This window comes from Mesorhizobium sp. M0001, from assembly GCF_040324255.1.
In the GTDB taxonomy this organism is placed as follows: domain Bacteria; phylum Pseudomonadota; class Alphaproteobacteria; order Rhizobiales; family Rhizobiaceae; genus Mesorhizobium.
Map to the genome: position 1 here is coordinate 386,796 of NZ_JAMYVS010000001.1, position 15,943 is coordinate 402,738.

Genomic DNA, 15,943 nt, shown 5'->3' on the forward strand with positions numbered 1-15,943 from the left:
ATGGCGCGGGGTGTCATCCTTCTCGCGGCTGGCGGAACCGGCGGACATCTGTTTCCGGCCGAGGCGCTGGCGCATGAGCTGATCGAGCGCGGCTGGGGCGTGCATCTGGCGACGGACGACCGCGCCGAGCGCTTTGCCGGCCATTTCCCGGCCGCCGCCATCCATCCGATCCAGTCGGCGACGATGGGCTCGAAAAACCCCGCCGCTCTGCTCGGAGCGTTCTGGAAGATCTGGCGCGGCGTGCGCCAGGCCTCTGCCGTCATCGCCAGGATCAAGCCTGATGCGGTCGTCGGCTTTGGCGGTTATCCGACCTTGCCACCGCTCTATGCCGCGACGCGGCGCAAGCTGCCGACGCTGATCCATGAGCAGAACGCAGTGATGGGCCGCGCCAACCGGGCGCTGTCCGGGCGTGTCGATGCGATTGCCGGCGGCTTCCTGCCGCAAGATGAAAGTGCCACAGGCGCCAAGACGGTGACGACAGGCAATCCGGTCAGGCCGCCAATCCTGGAGGCGGCCAAGACGCCCTACACCGCATCCAAAGGGGCGGATCCGTTCAGGCTCCTGGTGTTCGGCGGCAGCCAGGGCGCGCAGTTCTTTTCCGACGCCATGCCGACGGCGATCGCACTTCTGCCGGAGGCGCAGCGCAAGCGGCTGGTGATCACCCAGCAGGCCCGCGCCGACGACGTGGCGCGGGTGAAGGCCGGCTATGCGGCACTCGGCGTCCATGTCGAGGTCTCGCCCTTCTTCACCGACATGGCACAGCGCATGGGCGCGGCGCATCTGGTGATCTCGCGCTCCGGCGCCTCGACGGTTTCGGAGATCGCCGTCATCGGCCGGCCGGCGCTGCTGGTGCCTTATCCCTATGCGCTGGATCACGATCAGGCGGCGAACGCAGCCGCCCTTGCCGCGGCGGGCGGCGGCGAGGTGCATCCGCAATCGTCACTGTCGCCGGAGCGCATCGCGGCTCTCATTGGCGGGCTGATGGACGATCCCGAGCGGCTGACGGCCATGGCTGCCGGAGCGAAGTCGGCTGGCCGGCCGAACGCGGCACGGTTGCTCGCTGATCTCACAGAGGCTATTGCGTCCAGAAAAACCGTTTCGGATTTCAGGAAAGGGACGCATTGATGAAGATGCCGCAGACCATCGGCCTTGTGCATTTCATCGGCATTGGCGGCATCGGCATGAGCGGCATCGCCGAGGTTCTGCACAATCTCGGCTACAAGGTGCAGGGTTCGGACCAGGCCGACAGCGCCAATGTCCAGCGGCTGCGCGACAAGGGCATCGAATGCTTTGTCGGCCACAAGGCCGAGAATATCGGCGCGGCCGAAGTGGTGGTCGTCTCCACCGCGATCAAGAAATCCAATCCCGAGCTGAAGGCCGCGCGCGAAAAACTGCTGCCGATCGTGCGCCGGGCCGAGATGCTGGCCGAACTGATGCGCTTCCGCCAGGCGGTCGCGATCGGTGGCACGCATGGCAAGACCACAACCACGTCGATGGTGGCGACGCTGCTCGATGCCGGCGGGCTCGACCCGACGGTGATCAATGGCGGCATCATCAATGCCTATGGCACCAATGCCCGTATGGGCGATGGCGAGTGGATGGTGGTCGAAGCCGACGAAAGCGACGGCACCTTCCTCAAGCTGCCGGCCGAGATCGCCGTCGTCACAAACATCGATCCCGAGCATCTGGACCATTATGGCAGTTTCGACAAGGTGCGCGAGGCGTTCCGGCAATTCGTCGAGAACGTGCCGTTCTACGGTTTTGGCGTGATGTGCACCGACCATCCGGAAGTACAGGCGCTGGTCAGCCGCATCGAGGACCGCCGCGTCATCACCTATGGCGAGAACGCGCAGGCCGATGTGCGTTTCACCAACCACCGGATGGCCGGTGCCGTCTCGGCATTCGACGTGGTGATCCGCGACCGCAAGACCGGCGGCCAGACGACGATATCGGATCTGCGGCTGCCGATGCCCGGCCGCCACAACGTCTCCAACGCCACCGCCGCAATTGCGGTCGCGCATGAACTCGGCCTATCGGCCGAAGCGATCAAGAAAGGGCTGTCGTCCTTTGCCGGCGTCAAGCGGCGCTTCACCCACACCGGCTCGTGGAACGGCGTCGACATCTTCGACGATTACGGCCACCACCCGGTCGAGATCACGGCGGTGTTGAAAGCGGCGCGCAGCGCCACCAAGGGCCGCGTCATCGCCATTGCGCAGCCGCACCGCTTCACCCGGCTGCACGATCTGTTCGACGAGTTTTCGGTCTGTTTCAACGATGCCGACACGGTGATGGTGGCGCCGGTCTATGCGGCGGGCGAGGAGCCGATCGACGGCGTGACCTCGGAGGCGCTGGTGTCGCGCATCCGCTCCGGGGGCCATCGCGATGCGCGCTACGTCGAAACCCCTGCCGCGATTTCGCCCGTCATCCGCGCGTTGGCGAAACCGGGCGACTTCGTCATCTTCCTGGGCGCCGGCAACATCACCCAATGGGCCTATGCGCTGCCTGGGGAACTCGGCGGTACCGTCTCATGATGCGCGGCCAGGACCTGCTCGACAAACTTGGCGACCGGCTTGCCGGCCTGCGCGGCCGCATCACACCCAATGCCGAGATGGACAAGATCACCTGGTTCCGCGCCGGCGGTCTGGCGGACGCCCTGTTCCAGCCGGCCGACGAGGAGGATCTGGCTGCCTTCCTGCGCGCCGTGCCGGAGGACATCCCGCTCACCATCGTCGGTGTCGGCTCCAACCTCCTGGTGCGCGACGGCGGCATTCCGGGTTTCGTCATCCGGCTTTCGGCCAAGGGCTTTGGCGAAGCCGAGGTGGTTTCGCCGACCGTCATCAAGGCCGGTGCTGCGACGCCCGACAAGCGCGTCGCGGCCGTCGCTTATGAGGCCGGTATTGGCGGCTTTCATTTCTATCACGGCATTCCCGGCGCCATCGGCGGGGCGCTGAGGATGAATGCCGGCGCCAATGGCGTCGAGACGCGGGAACGTGTCGTCGAGGTTCGGGCGCTCGACCGCAAGGGCAATCTCCACACCCTCAGCAATGAAGACATGGGCTATGCCTATCGTCACTCGGCCGCACCTGCCGGGCTGATCTTCACCTCCGCCGTTTTCGAAGGTGTTCTGGAAGACCAGGAGGCGATCAAGGCGGCCATGGACGCCGTCCAGACGCATCGCGAGACGGTGCAGCCGATCCGCGAGAAGACCGGCGGCTCGACCTTCAAGAATCCGGAAGGCACCTCGGCCTGGAAGGAAATCGACAAGGCCGGCTGCCGCGGGCTGATGATCGGCGGCGCGCAGATGTCGCCGATGCACTGCAACTTCATGATCAACACCGGAACAGCGACCGGATACGACCTCGAATATCTCGGCGAGACGGTGCGCGCCCGCGTGCTTGAAAATTCAGGCATCCGCCTGCAGTGGGAAATCAAGCGGCTCGGCAATTTCCGCCCCGGCCATGCCGTGCAGGAATTCCTCGGACAGCTTCTTTAGCGCAAGCTGAAGTTCATGTGATGCTTGAACTTCAAACGGTCTGAAACAACAGCGCCACCGTTGCTCCAAAGACTCACAACACGCTTTTTCCGGCCGTTTTCGCGGAAAGTGAATCTGTCGGAATCATAAGCACTTGCCAGCGAATCAACTCTCTGATTCTCTGCCTTAAAGCGTTTCCTGATTTGAGTCGTTCGACGCGTCGACCGCGTTTTCCGTCTGGGGGGGCAACCTGCCGGGAGACTCGGACTCAATCTGGTCGCTGAATGCGTGGTTGCGGGCCCGCCGTGAGAGGGATGACGGGATATGAAGAACAAGCATGTGGCTGTCCTCCTGGGCGGATTCTCGTCCGAGCGGCCCGTGTCTCTGTCTTCGGGAAAGGCGTGTGCGGATGCGCTTGAGAATGAAGGCTACCAGGTTACCCGCGTCGATGTTGCGCGCGATGTCGGCGCCGTGCTCACCGAACTCAAGCCCGATGTCGTCTTCAACGCACTGCACGGCCCGTTCGGTGAAGACGGCACCATCCAGGGCATCCTCGAATATCTGGCCATTCCCTACACCCATTCGGGCGTGCTCGCCTCGGCGCTCGCCATGAACAAGGAGCAAGCCAAGAAGGTCGCCAAGGCTGCCGGCATCGCGGTGGCGGAATCGAAGGTTGCCAGCCGCTTTGCCATCCAGAACAAGCATCCGATGAAGCCGCCCTACGTGGTCAAGCCGGTCAATGAAGGCTCAAGCTTCGGCGTCGTCATCGTGCATGAAGGGCAGTCGCATCCGCCGCAGGTCATCGGCTCGTCCGAATGGAAATATGGCGAGACCGTCATGGTCGAGCGCTACATCCATGGGCGCGAGCTGACCTGCGCCGTCATGGGCGACGTGGCGCTCGGCGTCTGCGAGATCATTCCGACCGGCCATTCCTTCTACGACTATGATTCAAAATACGTCGCCGGCGGATCAAAACACGAAATCCCTGCTAAAATTTCATCAAATATTTACCAAAAAATACAGACACTGGCGCTCAAGGCACATCTGGCTATCGGCTGCCGGGGCGTTTCCCGATCGGACTTCCGCTATGACGACCGTCACTCCGAAAACGGCGAGATTGTCTGGCTCGAGATCAACACTCAGCCGGGCATGACGCCGACGTCTTTGGTGCCTGAAATCGCCGCCCAGGCCGGGCACTCGTTTGGCAAATTGTTGAGTTGGATGGTGGAGGACGCTTCGTGTCTGCGTTGAAATGGGGACAGGACAAGGGCAGGGGCGGCGCCGGGCCGGCGCTGTTCGGCATGCCGTTGTCGTTCGACCATTTCGTGCTGCCGCGCGTGCTGCGCCGGCCGGTGCGCGTGCTGGCGCGCCTGGGCGGCGGCGACTTCGTCGCGCCGCGCTTTTCCGCGGCCATCCTGTCGGCTTCGCTCATTGCATCAAGCAGCCTCTATGGCGCCATTCTCGGCGGTCATGCCGACGACATCGTCCAGAGCATCACCGCCCGGACCGGCTTTGCCGTCGACCAGATCAAGGTGGTCGGCAACCGCCAGACTTCGGAGATCGACATATTGGACCGGCTCGAGCTCGACGGCTGGACGTCACTGATCGGCTTCGATGCCGAGGCCGCGCGTGAACGTATTGATACCTTGCCCTGGGTCGAAGTGGCGGCGGTGCGCAAGGTCTATCCACATACGCTGGAAGTGCGTGTCGAGGAGCGCGAGCCCTTCGCGCTCTGGCAGCAGGGCGCGGAGCTTTCGGTCATCGAACGCTCCGGCGCGGTGATCGCGCCGTTCTCCGGCGGCAAGCAGGCGCTGCTGCCGCTGATCATCGGCACCGGCGCGCCGGCCAAGGCCCCCGACTTCGTGGCCAAGATCAACAAATTTCCCGAGCTCGCGGCTCGGGTCAAAGGCTATATCCGCATCGGCGAACGGCGCTGGGACCTTAAGCTGGAAAACGGCATCACGATCAAGCTGCCCGAGGATGGCGAGGATCAGGCGATCGCCGATCTGGTTCGGATGGACCACGACAACGGGCTTCTGACGCGGGACATCGCCGCCGTCGACATGCGCATCTCCGATCGCCTGGTGGTGCAGCTGACGCCGGAAGCGGCGACGCAGCGCCAGGCCGCGCTCAATGAAAAGCCGCAAAATCTGAAGCGCAAGTCGGGGACGAAGATATGAGCTGGCTTGGCGGCAACAGCGATGCCTCTTCGCGGCGTTCCGGCACGCTCACCGTGCTGGATGTCGGCTCGAGCAAGGTTTGCTGCGTGGTGGCGAAACTGAAGCCGCGCGAGGACGGCAAGCTGTTGCGCGGCCGCTCGCACCGCATCCAGGTAATCGGCATCGGCCACCAGAAATCGCAAGGCGTGAAGTCGGGCGTGGTCGTCGATCTCGACCGTGCGGAGCACGCCATTCGCCTGTCCGTCGACGCCGCCGAACGCATGGCGGGACTGACGGTGGATTCGCTGATCGTCAACATGACGGCGGGCCGGCTGAAGAGCGAAACCTATTCGGCCACGATCAATCTCGGTGGCCATCAGGCCGACGAAGCCGACATCAAGCGCGTGCTTGCCGCCGGCGCCAAGCAGGCGCTCAAGGCCGAACGCGACGTGATCCATTCGCTGCCCGTCGGCTTTTCGCTGGACGCCGAGCGCGGCGTGCGCGATCCGCGCGGCATGGTCGGCGACCAGCTCGGCGTCGATATGCATGTGCTGACGGGCGATGCCGCGCCGCTGCGCAATCTGGAGCTCTGCATCAACCGCTCGCATCTTTCGGTCGAGCGCATGGTGGCGACGCCCTATGCCAGCGGGCTTGCGGCCCTGGTCGACGACGAACTGGAAATGGGTGCGGCCTGCATCGACATGGGCGGCGGCACGACGACAATCTCGGTGTTTTCGGAAGGCAAATTCGTCCACGCCGATGCCATTGCCATCGGCGGCAATCATGTGACGCTCGATATGGCCAAGGGCCTGTCGACCTCGCTCGACGCCGCGGAGCGGCTGAAGGTGATGCATGGTTCGGCGCTGCCTGGCAGTGCCGACGATCGCGACCTGGTCTCGATCCAGCCGATCGGCGAAGACGGCGAGATGCCGCTGCAGATCCCGCGCTCGGTGATGACGCGCGTCATCCGCGCCCGCATCGACGAGACGCTGGAACTGTTGCGCGACCGGCTGAACAAGTCGGGCTACGGCAATGCCGTGGGAAAACGCGTCGTGCTGACCGGCGGCGCCAGCCAGCTTGCGGGTCTCCCCGAGGCGGCGCGCCGCATTCTGGGACGCAATGTGCGCATCGGACGCCCGCTCGGCGTGGCGGGCCTGCCGGAAGCTGCCAAGGGGCCGGCTTTCTCGACGGCGGTCGGGCTGCTGATCTATCCGCAGATGGCGAGCTTCGAGAGCCATCCGGCGAAAGGAATTTCCGGTCTCAGGATGACCGGGACGGGCGGAAAACTGCATCGCATGAGTCAGTGGTTGAGAGACAGTTTCTAATTGACGGGGACAGCCCCATAGGCGGCCGCGGCGGCGAAGCGGCGGGAAAGGCAAAGGACGGAGACAATGACGATCAATCTGCAAAAGCCGGACATCACCGAGCTCAAGCCGCGGATCACCGTATTCGGTGTCGGCGGCGGCGGCGGCAATGCCGTCAACAACATGATCACCGCGGGCTTGCGCGGTGTCGAGTTCGTCGTGGCCAACACCGATGCACAGGCGCTGACCATGTCGAAGGCCGAGCGGCTGATCCAGCTCGGCGCGCATGTCACCGAGGGGCTCGGCGCCGGCTCGCAGCCTGAAGTGGGCCGTGCGGCGGCGGAAGAGTGCATCGATGAGATCATCGATCATCTCTCCAACACCCATATGTGCTTCGTCACCGCCGGTATGGGTGGCGGCACCGGAACCGGTGCGGCTCCCGTGGTTGCCCGCGCGGCGCGCGAACGGGGTATCCTCACCGTCGGCGTCGTCACCAAGCCGTTCCATTTCGAAGGCCAGCGCCGCATGAAGACGGCGGATCTCGGCATCGAGGAGCTGCAGAAATGTGTCGATACCCTGATCGTCATCCCCAACCAGAACCTGTTCCGGCTGGCCAATGACAAGACCACCTTTGCCGACGCCTTCGCCATGGCCGACCAGGTGCTCTACTCCGGTGTTGCCTGCATCACCGACCTGATGGTCAAGGAAGGTCTGATCAATCTCGACTTCGCCGACGTGCGTTCGGTGATGCGCGAAATGGGCAAGGCGATGATGGGCACCGGCGAAGCTTCGGGCGAGGGCCGCGCGATGGCCGCCGCCGAGGCGGCGATCGCCAATCCGTTGCTCGACGAGACCTCGATGAGGGGCGCCAAGGGCCTGCTGATCTCGATCACCGGCGGCCGCGACCTGACCCTGTTCGAAGTCGACGAGGCCGCGACCCGCATCCGCGAGGAAGTCGATCAGGACGCCAACATCATCCTCGGCGCCACCTTCGACGAGGAACTCGAAGGCGTCATCCGCGTCTCGGTGGTCGCCACCGGCATCGACAAATCGGCAGCTGAAATTGCCGCGGCGCCGATCTCGATCCGGGCCGTGCCGCCGCAGCAGAAGCCGGTCAGCCGCCCAGCGGCTTCGGGGGCGGAAGGCCGTCCGGCACCGGTCCAGCAGCAGACCTATGAGCAGCGCGCGGCCGATCCGGTGGCCGAGGCGATCCAGCTTGCCGAGGCCAATGCGGCGGCAATGGCTCGTCCGGCGCCGATGGCCCAGGCGGAAGATTTCCGCCCGCAGAGCAAGATCTTCCAGGCCCCGCCTGCCCAGCCGCAGCCTGTCGTGCAGCAGGTGATGCAACCGGCGCCGCTGCGGGAAATGCCGCAGCCGGTGGCTGCCGCACCGCAGCGCATGCCGCGGGTGGAGGATTTTCCGCCGGTGGTGCGGGCCGAGGTGGAAGCCAAGGGCCGTCCGGCCGACCATGAAAACAGCGGGCCGATGGGGCTGCTCAAGCGGCTGACCAACGGACTGACGCGCCGCGAAGAAGAGCCGGCCCGGTTGCAGCCGGCACAGCCGCGCGAACCGAAACTGCGCCAGGCGGCGCCGGAAATGCGCCGCCTTGCCAGCCAGGATCCGCAGCTTTACGCGCCGCGCCGCGGCCAGCTCGACGATCAGGGCCGGTTGACGCCGCAGACCAGGTCGACCCAGGAAGACGACCAGCTGGAGATACCGGCTTTCCTGCGCCGCCAGGCCAACTGAGCCGTTAACGGTATGTAACACTTGTTAACAGGCAGACGAGAGATTGTCTGCCTGTTAACGTTTAAAGGGGTTTAATAACAAGGCGTTACGATGTGACGCTCAAGGTCTGTCGCGGTTACACAGAGTAAGAAACCGTGATTTGGAGTCTCCCTGACGGACCATTATCTTTGCCGCAGCACTTTCGGTGTGCTGGGATTCGGGGAAGTGGCCCTGCCTGCCGATAAAAAAGAGCCGCGCCTTTTGGGTTAAAGCGGACTTAGGCGTTTGGGCTATGGGGTTTGTCTTGCAAGACTATCAGACGACACTGAAATCGCGTGCAACGCTGACCGGTACCGGCGTTCACAGCGGCAAACCGGTCACCGTCAATTTCCTCCCTGCGGACGCCGACACCGGCGTGCTCTTCCACCTTTCGAACGGAAGCGAGAGCCGCGAGTTCCGCGCGCTGGTTGCTGAAGTCGGCGCGACCGATCTCTGCACCATGCTCGGCGATCCGGCAGGCGAGCATATCGCCACCGTCGAACATCTGATGGCGACGCTTTTCGGGCTCGGCATCGACAACATCGTCATCGAGATCGACGGTCATGAGGTTCCGATCCTCGATGGCAGTGCGGTGGCGTTCGTGGAAGCCATCGACCAGGCCGGCATCGAGACGCTGGCGGTCAAGCGCCGCTACATCAGGGTGGTCAAGCCCGTCCGCATCGAGAATGGCGCGTCCTGGGCCGAGTTCAGGCCCTATAGCGGCACGCGCTTCGAGGTCGAGATCGATTTCGAAAGCCCGGCGATCGGCCGCCAGCTATTCGCCTCCGACATCAACCCCGACATCTTTCGCCAGGATATCGCGCGCGCCCGCACCTTCGGCTTCATGAAGGATGTCGAGCGGCTGTGGGCGGCCGGCTATGCGCTGGGCTCCTCGCTGGAGAACTCGCTGGTGATCGGCGACGACAACCGGGTGATCAACATGGGCGGCCTGCGCTACCCCAATGAGTTCGCTCGCCACAAGACGATGGACGCGATGGGCGATCTGGCGCTGGCCGGCGCCCGTTTCATCGGTTGCTTCCGCTCCTATCGCGGCGGTCACCGGATGAATGCGGCTGCTTTGCGGCGGCTTCTGTCCGACCGTTCGGCCTTCGAGGTCGTCGAGACCACGCGCCGCGAGCGCGGCCGCACCGCCGAGATGAGCGCCGTCACCGGCCCTGTCTTTGCGCCCTGGGTGATCTGATTCTTAACGATTTTCTGGCTCTCTGAACGCTGGCCGGTGTTGCACGAAAGCATCACCGGCCAGTGAAAGTGCGTAGCATTCGGGGCAACACCAAGCCGCCACAAAAATGTGCGATTGGCTAGACATAGCGTTGCTGGGCAAGGCAGTTATGGTTTATGGCTGCTGCCGTCTGTTAGGCGCATGTCGCTCAAAAGTGGGGATCAGTTTTGAGGGAACGCCATGCGAAAGGCATTGAACTAACGCCGAAAGGGCGCAATCCAATCATGTTCTTCAAGCGAGTTGGTCAATCGAAAGCGCCGTATCGGGCTGTTTTCCTGGCGCTTTCGGTGGTTGTGCCATCGCTCTTCCTCTCGGCCTGCATGTCGTCCGAGAAAGACGTCGACCTGTCGACCTATGTCGACCAGACCGAACCGGCCGACGTCCTTTACAATCAAGGCCTTGCCAATCTCAATGCCGGCCGCCTGGATGAGGCGAGCAAGAAGTTCGACGCCGTCGACCGCCAGCACCCCTATTCGGAATTCGCCCGCAAATCGATGGTGATGGGCGCCTTCGCCGACTATCGCGCCGGCCGTTATGACGAAGCGATCGGCTCGGCCAAGCGCTATCTCACGCTCTATCCGTCGACCGACGACGCGGCTTACGCCCAGTATATTATCGGGCTGAGCTACTACAAGCAGATCAAGGACGTCACCCAGGATCAGAAGGAAGCACGCCAGACCGTGCAGACGATGCAGGATCTGGTGACGCGCTGGCCGACGTCGGAATATGTCGACGACGCCAAGGAAAAGATCCGTTTCGCCAACGACCAGCTGGCCGGCAAAGAGATGCAGATCGGCCGCTATTATCTCGAGCGGCGCGAATACATTGCTGCCGTCAAGCGCTTCCGCAACGTTGTCGAGAACTATTCCAACACCCGCCATGTCGAAGAGGCGCTGGCGCGTCTGGCCGAAAGCTATTACGCCATGGGCTTGACCTCGGAAGCGCAAACCGCCGCTGCTGTGCTCGGCACCAATTATCCCGACAGCCAATGGTACAAGGATACCTACAAGCTGTTGCAGAGCAACGGGCTTGAGCCGCGCGAGAATGCCGGATCGTGGATATCCAAGGCCGGCAAGCTGATCACCGGCGCCTGACGCCCGAGCATCGACTGAGGCGGAACGCGCTTTTCGGATTGATCCGACGCTCAAACAAAAAGATAGTGCGGCGCTGCGACTCCATCGGTCGCATGCCGCTTCACAGCGGTTCAGTGGTTTGATTGAGGCGCTGAACCGTCCTAACTTTTTGTTCTACGCAATTCCGGACGGAAAACCGCTACGCACTTTTCCTGGAATTGCTTGAGGTCCAGGTTCTGATGCTTTCCAGACTGTCGATCCGCGATATCGTCCTGATCGAGAAGCTGGATATCGACTTCCAGCCCGGCCTTTCTGTGCTGACCGGTGAAACCGGCGCCGGCAAATCCATCCTTCTCGACGCGCTGTCGCTGGCGCTTGGCGCCCGCGGCGACGCCTCGCTGGTGCGGCACGGTGCTGCCCAGGGCCAGGTCATTGCCGTCTTCGATGTGCCGCGCAACCACCCGGTGCGCGCGCTGCTGGCCGAAAACGCCATCGAGGATGACGGCGACATCATCCTGCGCCGGCTGCAGACCGCGGATGGCCGTACCCGTGTCTTCGTCAACGACCAGCCGTCCAGCGTCACGCTGATGCGCGACATAGGCCACGCGCTGGTCGAGATCCACGGCCAGCATGACGAGCGCGCCCTGGTCGATCCAGGCGCGCATCGCGAATTGCTGGACAGTTTTGGCGGCCATCTCGGCGCCGCCCGCGCGACCGGCGAGGCGTGGCGCTACTGGCGCGGCGCCGAGCAGGAGTTTGCCAGGCACCGCGCCAAGGTCGAGGCAGCGGCGCGCGAGGCCGATTATCTCAGGGCCTCGGTGGCGGAACTGGCAAAGCTCGATCCGCAGCCCGGCGAAGAGACACAGCTGGCGGAATTGCGTGCAACGATGATGCGGGCGGAAAAGATCGCCTCGGAAATACACGATGCACAGGATGTGCTGTCAGGCCCGTCCTCGCCGCTGCCGCAACTGGCCAGCCTGCTGAGGCGCCTGCAGCGCAAGGCCAGCGAAGCGCCGGGACTGCTCGAGGATGTGGTGAAGTCGCTGGATGAGGCGATGCTGTCGCTGGATGCCGCGCAATCGGGCGTCGAGGCGGCATTGCGCGCCACCGAATACGACCCGCAGCGGCTGGAGAAGGCGGAAGAGCGGCTGTTTTCGTTGCGCGCGGCGTCACGCAAGCACAGTGTCGCTGTCGACGATCTGGCGCAACTGCGCGACACCATGTTGGCCGACCTTGCCGATCTCGATGCCGGCGAGGGGCGCCTGCATGTCCTGGAAAAGCAGGCCGCGGCGGCGCGCGAGGCCTACGATATCTCCGCAGCCCAGCTGTCCTCGCTTCGCCATGCCGCGGCGGTCGGGCTGACCAAGGCTGTCATGGCCGAGCTGCCAGCGCTGAAGCTGGAACGGGCCGAGTTCATCGTCGGGCTGACCAGCGATGGCGAAAACCGCACGGAAGAGGGCATCGACCAGGTCGAGTTCTGGGTGCGCACCAATCCCGGTACCAGGCCCGGCCCGATGATGAAGGTCGCTTCCGGCGGCGAGCTGTCGCGCTTCCTGCTGGCGCTCAAGGTGGCGCTGGCCGACCGTGGCTCGGCGCCGACATTGGTCTTCGACGAGATCGACACCGGCGTCGGCGGCGCCGTGGCCGATGCGATCGGCCAAAGGCTGGCCAGGCTGTCGAAGCGCGTGCAGGTGCTGTCGGTCACGCATGCTCCGCAAGTGGCGGCGCGCGCGGCAACGCATTTCCTGATTTCCAAATCCGGTGGCACCGACAGGGTCGCCACCGGCATTGCCGAGATGGACCGGGCGGCGCGCCAGGAAGAGATTGCGCGCATGCTGGCCGGCGCCACCATCACCGAAGAGGCGCGCGCAGCCGCCGAACGGCTGCTACGCGAGAATATTGCTGCAGCGTAGTCGTCGCAAGGCTTTCGGACTGAGTCAGGATATGGCTCCATCCCGCTGTTCAGGAATGCTTTTTCCGAAATCCTGATTTATGGTGTCGCGCCACTGTCCAGGGACCGCTGCATGTCTGAAAAACCAGTCGAATCGTTGAGCGAAAGCGAAGCCGCGGATGAGCTCCAGCGGCTGGCCGAGGAGATCGCCGGTCATGACAGGCGCTATCATGCCGAGGACGCGCCGACGATTACGGACGCGGAATATGACGCGCTGCGGCGGCGCAATCTTGCCATCGAGGAGCGCTTTCCCGGTCTGGTGCGCGAGGATTCGCCCTCGCTGCGGGTCGGCGCCGCGCCGGCGGAAGGCTTTGCCAAGGTGCGCCATGCGGTGCCGATGCTCAGCCTCGCCAAGGCCTATACCGACGAGGACGTCACCGATTTCATCGAGCGTGGCCGGCGCTTCTTCGACCGCGACAAGGATCTCGACATCGCGTTTACGGCCGAGCCGAAGATCGACGGCCTGTCGGCGTCGCTGCGCTATGAACGCGGTGTGTTCGTGCAGGGTGCTACCCGCGGCGACGGCGCTGTCGGCGAAGACATCACCGCCAATCTCAGGACCATCGCCGACATCCCCGCCAAGCTGAAAGGATCGGGCTGGCCCGAGACCATCGAGATCCGCGGCGAAGTCTACATGACCTATGCGGAATTCGAGGCACTGAAGGCCCGCTCGGCGGCGGTGGGCGGCCAGGACTATGTCAATCCGCGCAACACGGCAGCGGGCTCCTTGCGACAGAAGGATGCGTCCGTCACCGCCAGCCGCAATCTTAAATTTTTTGCTTATGCCTGGGGCTACACGACAGCGGATCCGGCGCCGACCCAATATGATTCGGTGCAGAAATTCGCCGAGTGGGGGTTCAAGGTCAGCCCATTGATGGTGCGGGCGAAGTCGGTCGAGGAGCTGATCGCGCACTACCACAAGATCGAGGAGCTGCGTTCGTCGCTCGGCTACGACATCGACGGTGTCGTCTACAAGGTCGACCAGCTGGAATTGCAGCGTCGCTGGGGCTTTGTCACCGGCGAGCCGCGCTGGGCGGTTGCGCATAAATTCCCGGCCGAACAGGCGATGACGACGGTGCAGAAGATCGACATCCAGGTCGGCCGTACCGGTACGCTGGCGCCGGTGGCGCGGCTGGCGCCGGTCACGGTTGGCGGCGTGGTGGTCGAAAACGTCACACTGCACAATGAGGACTACATCAAGGGCTTCGACAGCTACGGCCTGCCGATTCGCGACGGCATCGATGTCCGCATCGGTGACACGGTTGTCATACAACGGGCGGGCGATGTCATTCCGCAGATCGTCAGCGTGGTCGTCGACAAGCGGCCGGCTGATGCGGTGCCTTACGAATTCCCGCACATTTGTCCGGTCTGCGGCTCGCCGGCGACGCGCGAAATCAACGAGAAGACCGGCAAGGAGGATTCGCGCCGGCGCTGCACCGGCGAGCTGATCTGCGCCGCGCAGGCCGTGGAGCGGCTGCGTCATTTCGTGTCGCGCGGCGCGCTCGACATCGAGGGGCTGGGCGCCGAGAATATCGACCTGTTCTTCAATTCGGGACTGGTCAAGACCGCCGCCGATATCTTCACCCTCAGGGATCGCCGCCCGGCCGTCACCAGGGCGCTGGCCGAGCGGCGCGAGGAGCAGGCGCGGCTGCGCGAGGCGGCATCGGGCAAGGCGCGCAAGAATGTGCGCGGTGTCGAGGACCGCAATTATGAAGGTCTCGACAAGCTGTTCGCGGCCATCGATTCGCGCCGCGAGCCGGAGCTCGACCGCTTCATCTTCGCACTCGGCATCCGCCATATCGGCGAAACGACGGCGGCCGTGCTTGCCCGGACGTTTTCGACCATCGAGGAGTTGATCCGCGTCGGCAAGGAAACGGCGGCGGCTGAGGATCCGCACAGCGTCTTCCCCTCCATCAACGGCATTGGCGATACAGTGATCGATGCGTTGCGCGATTTCTTCGGCAATGAACGCAATGACGACGTGCTCGACAGACTGCTCGAACAGGTCAAGCCGAAGCCGTATGTCGTCACCGTGTCGACCGACAGCGAGGTTGCCGGCAAGACCATCGTCTTCACCGGCACGCTGGAAAAGATGACACGCTCCGAAGCCAAGGCGATGGCCGAACGGCTCGGCGCCAAGGTGGCGGGTTCGGTGTCGGCGAAGACCGATCTGCTGGTGGCCGGGCCGGGCGCCGGCTCCAAACTGAAGCAGGCCAGCGAACTCGGCGTCGAAGTCATCGACGAGGACACCTGGCTGCAACGGGTCGGCAAGGCGTGATGGCCGGTTCGTTCAAAGGGTTCGGGCAAAAGGCCATACCGTTCCTCAAGGCGCTCGACTTCCACCAGAGCCGCGAATGGTTCCAGGAAAACCGCGCGCTTTACGACAGCGAGTTGCATGAGCCGTTCTGCGATCTGGTCGAGACGCTGACCGAGCGCTTCGCGGCGGCGGGTCTGGGCTTGCGCGGAGACCGCAAGAAGTCACTGTTTCGCATCAACCGCGACGTGCGCTTCGCCAAGGACAAGCGGCCCTACAACCAGCATTTGTCGGCCATGCTGTCGCCGGACGGCACCAAGATGGAGCAGGGCGTGTTCTTCGTCTATGTCGGGATCGACCGCTGCTTTGCCGATGTCGCCTGGTGGAATCCGGAGCCGTCCCTGCTGCTGGCGATGCGCAAGGCGATCATCGCCCGGCCGGCCGACTTCCGAAAACTGCTCTCAACGCTGAAGAAAAACGGCTTCGAACTTGAAACCGAGGGCCGCATGAAGCGCACGCCGCGCGGCTTCGAGCAGGTCAACGAACCCGATCTTGTCGACGCCATCCGCAACCGGCACTTCTATGTCCAGCACATGATCGATCCGGCTGGAATTCACGCGCCGACGCTGGTCGACGAGCTTGTCGATTTCGCCTTGCGCGCCAAGCCGCTGCTTGACTGGGGCAGGGCGATCCAGGGCACGGCACCGCGGAGCTAAATCAGCCCGG

12 protein-coding genes are annotated in these 15,943 nt (G+C 63.9%); all 12 read left to right on the top strand.

The features are described from left to right. The 12 genes from murG to NKK50_RS01860 all read left to right on the top strand — a co-directional run bounded on the left by murG (position 1) and on the right by NKK50_RS01860 (position 15,933). Entirely contained in the window at positions 1–1,125 is a 1,125-nt protein-coding gene (gene murG / locus NKK50_RS01805) for an undecaprenyldiphospho-muramoylpentapeptide beta-N-acetylglucosaminyltransferase (RefSeq protein ID WP_023829246.1), read from the top strand. Further along, a complete protein-coding gene (gene murC / locus NKK50_RS01810) occupies positions 1,125–2,531 on the top strand; it encodes a UDP-N-acetylmuramate--L-alanine ligase (RefSeq protein WP_023668277.1) in 1,407 nt (468 codons plus the stop codon). The genes murG and murC overlap by 1 nt, the downstream gene beginning before the upstream one ends. After that, positions 2,528–3,493 (top strand): UDP-N-acetylmuramate dehydrogenase, encoded by a 966-nt coding sequence (gene murB, locus NKK50_RS01815; protein ID WP_027050618.1) that lies wholly within the window; start codon positions 2,528–2,530, stop codon positions 3,491–3,493. Before murC ends, murB begins: the two co-directional genes overlap by 4 nt. A 303-nt stretch (positions 3,494–3,796) precedes the next feature. Beyond that, the gene (locus NKK50_RS01820) at positions 3,797–4,723 is read left to right on the top strand and encodes a D-alanine--D-alanine ligase (RefSeq protein WP_023744604.1); all 927 of its coding nucleotides are present in this window, start codon (positions 3,797–3,799) and stop codon (positions 4,721–4,723) included. Beyond that, a complete protein-coding gene (locus tag NKK50_RS01825; protein ID WP_023688033.1) occupies positions 4,711–5,652 on the top strand; it encodes a cell division protein FtsQ/DivIB in 942 nt (313 codons plus the stop codon). Before NKK50_RS01820 ends, NKK50_RS01825 begins: the two co-directional genes overlap by 13 nt. Continuing rightward, positions 5,649–6,956 carry a cell division protein FtsA gene (gene ftsA, locus NKK50_RS01830; RefSeq protein WP_023688034.1) on the top strand — a complete coding sequence of 436 codons (1,308 nt, stop codon included), beginning with the start codon at positions 5,649–5,651 and terminating at the stop codon, positions 6,954–6,956. Before NKK50_RS01825 ends, ftsA begins: the two co-directional genes overlap by 4 nt. A gap of 66 nt (positions 6,957–7,022) precedes the next feature. Continuing rightward, entirely contained in the window at positions 7,023–8,681 is a 1,659-nt protein-coding gene (gene ftsZ, locus NKK50_RS01835) for a cell division protein FtsZ (RefSeq protein WP_023744605.1), read from the top strand. A gap of 271 nt (positions 8,682–8,952) precedes the next feature. Continuing rightward, complete coding sequence (lpxC, locus tag NKK50_RS01840) at positions 8,953–9,900, top strand: UDP-3-O-acyl-N-acetylglucosamine deacetylase (protein WP_023668283.1); 948 nt, start codon at positions 8,953–8,955, stop codon at positions 9,898–9,900. A 263-nt stretch (positions 9,901–10,163) separates the two neighbouring features. Beyond that, positions 10,164–11,033, top strand: a complete 870-nt coding sequence (locus tag NKK50_RS01845) for an outer membrane protein assembly factor BamD (RefSeq protein WP_023668284.1) — start codon at positions 10,164–10,166, stop codon at positions 11,031–11,033. Between the two features lie 218 nt (positions 11,034–11,251). After that, positions 11,252–12,925: a DNA repair protein RecN gene (gene recN, locus NKK50_RS01850; protein ID WP_023833903.1), complete on the top strand. Its 1,674-nt coding sequence runs from the start codon at positions 11,252–11,254 to the stop codon at positions 12,923–12,925. Between the two features lie 111 nt (positions 12,926–13,036). Further along, positions 13,037–15,241 carry an NAD-dependent DNA ligase LigA gene (gene ligA / locus NKK50_RS01855; RefSeq protein ID WP_023744607.1) on the top strand — a complete coding sequence of 735 codons (2,205 nt, stop codon included), beginning with the start codon at positions 13,037–13,039 and terminating at the stop codon, positions 15,239–15,241. After that, complete coding sequence (locus NKK50_RS01860; protein ID WP_352543047.1) at positions 15,241–15,933, top strand: DUF2461 domain-containing protein; 693 nt, start codon at positions 15,241–15,243, stop codon at positions 15,931–15,933. The genes ligA and NKK50_RS01860 overlap by 1 nt, the downstream gene beginning before the upstream one ends. Positions 15,934–15,943: the final 10 nt, after the last annotated feature.